This is a genomic window from Flavobacterium sp., assembly GCF_035456085.1.
GTDB lineage: Bacteria > Bacteroidota > Bacteroidia > Flavobacteriales > Flavobacteriaceae > Flavobacterium.
In genome coordinates this window covers 1-4751 of the sequence record NZ_DATIDY010000243.1, presented here as the reverse complement: position 1 = coordinate 4751, position 4751 = coordinate 1, and the positions used below count along the sequence as shown (strand labels likewise).

6 protein-coding genes and 1 pseudogene are annotated in these 4751 nt (G+C 33.3%); 3 read left to right on the top strand and 4 right to left on the bottom strand.

All coding sequences use genetic code 11. The annotated features are described in order from the left end of the window. Positions 1 to 220 (top strand): annotated as a pseudogene (locus tag VLC96_RS17975) (DUF1801 domain-containing protein); the annotation flags it as partial. Positions 221 to 264: 44 nt separating this feature from the next. On the opposite strand, the gene VLC96_RS17970 reads toward VLC96_RS17975, so the two are convergent. The 4 genes from VLC96_RS17970 to VLC96_RS17955 form a co-directional block, all read right to left on the bottom strand. Further along, positions 265 to 1125: a hypothetical protein gene (locus tag VLC96_RS17970; protein WP_325265135.1), complete on the bottom strand. Its 861-nt coding sequence runs from the start codon at positions 1123 to 1125 to the stop codon at positions 265 to 267. 99 nt (positions 1126 to 1224) lie between these two features. Further along, positions 1225 to 2142 (bottom strand): hypothetical protein, encoded by a 918-nt coding sequence (locus tag VLC96_RS17965; RefSeq protein ID WP_325265133.1) that lies wholly within the window; start codon positions 2140 to 2142, stop codon positions 1225 to 1227. A gap of 18 nt (positions 2143 to 2160) precedes the next feature. Further along, positions 2161 to 2979 carry a 3-deoxy-8-phosphooctulonate synthase gene (gene kdsA, locus VLC96_RS17960; protein WP_325265132.1) on the bottom strand — a complete coding sequence of 273 codons (819 nt, stop codon included), beginning with the start codon at positions 2977 to 2979 and terminating at the stop codon, positions 2161 to 2163. 214 nt (positions 2980 to 3193) lie between these two features. Then, entirely contained in the window at positions 3194 to 3640 is a 447-nt protein-coding gene (locus VLC96_RS17955) for a 2-dehydro-3-deoxyphosphooctonate aldolase (protein ID WP_325265131.1), read from the bottom strand. Positions 3641 to 3789: 149 nt separating this feature from the next. On the opposite strand from VLC96_RS17955, the gene VLC96_RS17950 reads away from it, so the two are divergent. Further along, on the top strand, positions 3790 to 4353 hold the full coding sequence (locus tag VLC96_RS17950; protein ID WP_325265129.1) for a YeeE/YedE family protein: 564 nt from the start codon (positions 3790 to 3792) through the stop codon (positions 4351 to 4353). Beyond that, a partial coding sequence (locus VLC96_RS17945) for a DUF6691 family protein (protein WP_325265127.1) occupies positions 4350 to 4751 on the top strand: 402 nt, incomplete at its 3' end. The genes VLC96_RS17950 and VLC96_RS17945, both read left to right, overlap by 4 nt.

Here is a 4751-nt window from a genome sequence, read left to right as displayed (position 1 = left end):
ATATTATAAAAAAAGAATGTTTTGCTACCTGATTTGCAATTCTAAAAAAGGTTTTGTTGATGCTGGTTTTGCCAGAGGTTTTCAATTAAAAAGAAATCAGGAATTTTTAGTTGATGAAAAAAGAAACACTGTTAAGTCGCTTAGATATTATGATTTGGAAAAAATTGATAATGCTGTTTTGATAGCGGTAATAAAGGAAGCCAAAACATTATATACATAAAAAAAATCCCCCGAAGGAGATTTAATTGTATCGTAATATGAGAATTATATCCTAAAAATACCTCCAAACGAGATGATTGTTTCCCCGTACCAAAAATGGTGTTGAGCATGATCTCCAGTATATGTTGTTCTTACATCAGTCATGTTGATATAGCCACCTTTTATCTCAGTTTGCGCATAAAAATGCTTAAAGAAAGTGAAATTCAAACCTGCATCTGCAGAGAAACCGTATCCAGAAATATGAAATTCATCATGCCTTTCTTGTTGCAAAACAGTAGCATCTGTTCTTGGAACCAATAATCCCATACCAACTCCTTGCGTGAAATTCAATTGAAAAATATCAGTATTTCTAATACCAAAAATTGAAGAAATATCGGTGTAATAGGCTGATTCAGTATAAACGTAGTTTAATCCATTCGTATGTTCGAATTTTAAAAATTTGCCATCTCTCAAGTCAATCGGTTGATTGTGATAGGTTCCGTTAAATTCAGAACCTGGTTCTGTTGATGGTAAATTAATGGTACCATTAATCATGGCTGTTTGATTTTGAGTCATCACATATTTCATGTGATCAATTCCAATAGAAACATTGAATTTATCGTGAAAAAAATACCCGGCTTTCCAGTTTGTCTGCGACGTTGTTAATTTTCCAGGTGTAACATAATCGATATTCCAGCCTTTTGGCAAATCGTGTGATTGTGCATTTTCTACTGTAAAATTGTATCCAGCTCCTTCAAAATGCAAATCTGAAGTGGTGAAATATGCTCTATTTCCTCCCATGTGACCAAAGAATTTACCTTTGTTATGTGCTGTGTAAAGTTCAGAACTAGAAGAGTTGTCTTGAGCAAAAGCTGTAGCAGTAATAAAAAGAGCTAAAAAAGTAATATGTAAAATTTTTATTTTCAATGTATTTAAATTTGATTTGTAATTTTTTATTAAAGCGACTAAAATCTATCTTATACTAAAAATCTCCCAAAGGAGATTTTAATTTTATGTGACCGTATTTTATAATCTAAAAATACCTCCGAAAGCAATAATACGTTGGAAAAAGAAGAAATCCTGAGAAGCTTTATCATCGCTACTTTTGGTAGTTCTAATATCCTGCATGTTAATGTAACCTGTTTTTAGCTCTCCTTGAAGATAGAAATATTTGAAAAACGTAAAGTTAATTCCCGCTTTCGCAGATAATCCAAAACCTGAGATATGGAAATCATCATGACGAGGCATACCAAGCACAGTAGCATTTGTTTTAGGATACAAAACTCCTGCTCCAATACCTTCTGTTAAGTTAATCTGAACTTTATCAGTATTTGGTAATTTAAACAATTTCGAAATATCATCATGTCTCGAAACTTCAGTATTAACATAGTTTAAACCATCTGTATGTTCGTACATTAAAAAAGCTGTACCGTTTGGTTGGGGAACACCTTTCTCGTAACCGCCTTCCTGAGCATTACCTTGAGACATGTCTACAGGTGTATTGTTGTAAGTTCCGTTATAAATAGATCCAGCTTGATCAGCAGGTAAATTAATATAACCAGTAACATTAGCTGTTTGAGTTTGGGTCATTACATATTTCATATGATCCCAGCCAATAGCAACACTATAATGGTCACTAAAGAAATATCCCATTCTAAAGTTAGTTTGCGGAATTGTCATGTTAGCAGGATTTATATAATCAATATGCCAACCTTTTGGTTTGTCGTGAGCATCCATATTATCAACTGTAAAGTTGTAATCTTTTCCTCTAAAGTTTACATCAGATTCACTATAACTTTCTCTGTTACCACCCCATGAGATGAAGAATTTACCTTTATTATGTGCAGTATACTTTTCTGTAGTAGGTATATTGTCTTGAGCAAATGCATGATTATAAGTAAAAAAAACAGCTAAAAAAGCCGAATAGAATAATTTGGTTTTCAATGTGTAGTTCTTAAAATTTTAGAATTGATTTATTGTTCTTCTAATAGCAACCAATTTATTCATCAAGGGTTCAAAGTAATCTAAGTGTAGCATATTAGCACCATCGCTTTTAGCATTTGCTGGATCAAAATGAGTTTCTATAAAAATACCATCAACACCAACAGCGATTCCTGCTTTGGCAACGGTTTCAATCATATCAGGTCTTCCTCCGGTAACTCCCGCAGTTTGATTTGGCTGTTGTAATGAGTGTGTTACATCCAAAACTGTAGTTGCATATTGTTGCATTGTTGGGATACCACGATAATCTACAATCATATCCTGATAACCAAACATAGTCCCACGATCTGTTACCATTACGTTTTCATTGTTGCAATCCAAAACTTTTTGTACTGCATGTTTCATGCTTTCAGGACTCATGAATTGCCCTTTTTTCAAGTTAACTACTTTTCCAGTTACAGCAGCAGCCACAACTAAATCAGTTTGACGAACCAAGAAAGCAGGAATTTGTAAAACATCTACATATTCAGCTGCCATAGCAGCATCTTCGTTAGTATGGATATCAGTTACAGTTGGAACACCAAAAGTTTTAGATACTTTTTCTAATATTTTAAGTGCTTTCTCGTCTCCAATTCCAGAGAAACTGTCAATTCTTGAACGGTTTGCTTTCTTGAAAGATCCTTTAAAAACGTAAGGAATTTGTAATTTATTGGTGATTTCAACTAATCTTTCGGCGATTCGCATTGCCATTTCTTCTCCTTCAATAGCACATGGGCCAGCAAGTAAGTAAAAATTACCACTATCGGTGTGTTTGATTTGAGGTATATTTTGTATGTTCATAGTTTATTTTTTTGAATGTGCAAAGTTAGGTTGATTTTGCGATTTCCGAAGTAGATTTTGTATTTATTTTTTATACGATAATAGGGATTAGTTATTGATAATAGTATTAGCCAATAAATAAAAAGGAAAAATTTAAAATAAAAACTTGAACTCTTAAATGTGTTGGTTTTCAGGTTCTTAACTAATCGAAAGTCGCTTAGTTTACTAAATTATTTTATTTCTTCAAACTAAGTCCGACCGGAACCATTAACTGACCTCTCTCGTAAATGTTCAAATATAAAATAATAGGATTTTTTAATCCCTGCCATGTTAATTCATATACATCAAGAAATCCAGCGCCCATATCACTTGTTTTGGTTGGAAAAGGACAACAGTTTTCTAATTTTTTATACGTTATTTTTTCACCTTTCGGACCCGCCAAGGCATTCAGGAAATATCGTTGGTTAATCGTGTCATTACTGGTTCCTTTATAAAATATGTTGATTGGGTAATCTTTATTATAACCATATTTTTTGTCTTTGCTATAAGCTGTGATGACAAAAGCATTGTTTTTCACAACTGGAACTGGAGCGTTATTATCAACGTTTTTCAAAGAAGATTTGATATTTCCGCATGAAGTTATGAGTAGGACCAAAGTAACGAATAAAGCTATTTTTTTCATTTTGAGGATTTAAAATTTTAACGTGATGTAATTCTTACCACAAATATAAAAAGAACTTTACTCGTTATCTGCTTAAAATCCATTCAAAGAATAAATCGGTGCATAGATTTGTCCAAATCCCTTTATATTTGTATTAAAATGAATAAACTATGGATGTAATTTTTCAAACTTGGCCCTGGTATGTTTCAGGCTTTTTAATAGGAATAGTGATGCTTACGCTAATCTATTTCGGGAAAAATTTTGGTATGTCGACCAATCTTCAGTCTTTGTGTTCAATGACTGGACTGGGAAAACATATCTCTTATTTTGATTTTGATTGGAAAGCAAATCGTTGGAATTTTGTGGTTGTAATCGGTGCTATGGTTGGTGGTTTTGTAGCGGTACATTTTATGAGCGATCCTTCTAATGTGGATATAAATCCTAAAACAATTGCACAACTTTCTCAAATGGGAATTGATGCGCCTAATGGTAAATTAATGCCTAAGGCTTTATTTGGCGAACAAATTTGGCAATCTCCAAAAAGTATTTTGATACTGCTTGGCGGCGGAATTTTAATTGGTTTCGGAACTCGTTATGCAGGCGGTTGTACTTCGGGCCATGCGATTTCAGGATTGAGTAATTTACAACTACCGTCTTTAAAAGCTGTGATTGGATTCTTTATCGGTGGCTTGATTATGGCACATTTTTTATTACCCTTAATTTTTAAATCATGAAAGTATTGAAATTTTTCCTCGTAGGTTTCATTTTCGGAATAGTGCTAACCAAATCCGAAGCGGTTTCCTGGTATCGTATTTATGAAATGTTTCAATTTCAATCTTTTCATATGTACGGAATTATTGGTGTTGCCGTTGCGACAGGAATTTTAGGGATTCAGATTATCAAAAGAAAAAATATTAAAGACATTGATGGTTTGCCAATTCAAATTGAGGATAAACCAAAAGGCAATGCTAGATATTGGATAGGTGGAATCTCCTTTGGATTGGGTTGGGCATTGGTTGGGTCTTGTCCTGGACCTATTTTTATATTAATCGGAGCTGGATTTTTGCCCGTAATCATTGTGCTTATTGGAGCTTTGATTGGAACGATTATTTATGGTGCTTTAAAAAGTAAA

What these genes read in the sequence shown, in the direction of transcription:
- VLC96_RS17955 (WP_325265131.1), bottom strand. Translation starts at nt 3,640, where the DNA reads ATGAAAAAAATAGCTTTATTCGTTACTTTGGTCCTACTCATAACTTCA.
- VLC96_RS17950 (WP_325265129.1), top strand. Translation starts at nt 3,790, where the DNA reads ATGGATGTAATTTTTCAAACTTGGCCCTGGTATGTTTCAGGCTTTTTA.
- kdsA (WP_325265132.1), bottom strand. Translation starts at nt 2,979, where the DNA reads ATGAACATACAAAATATACCTCAAATCAAACACACCGATAGTGGTAAT.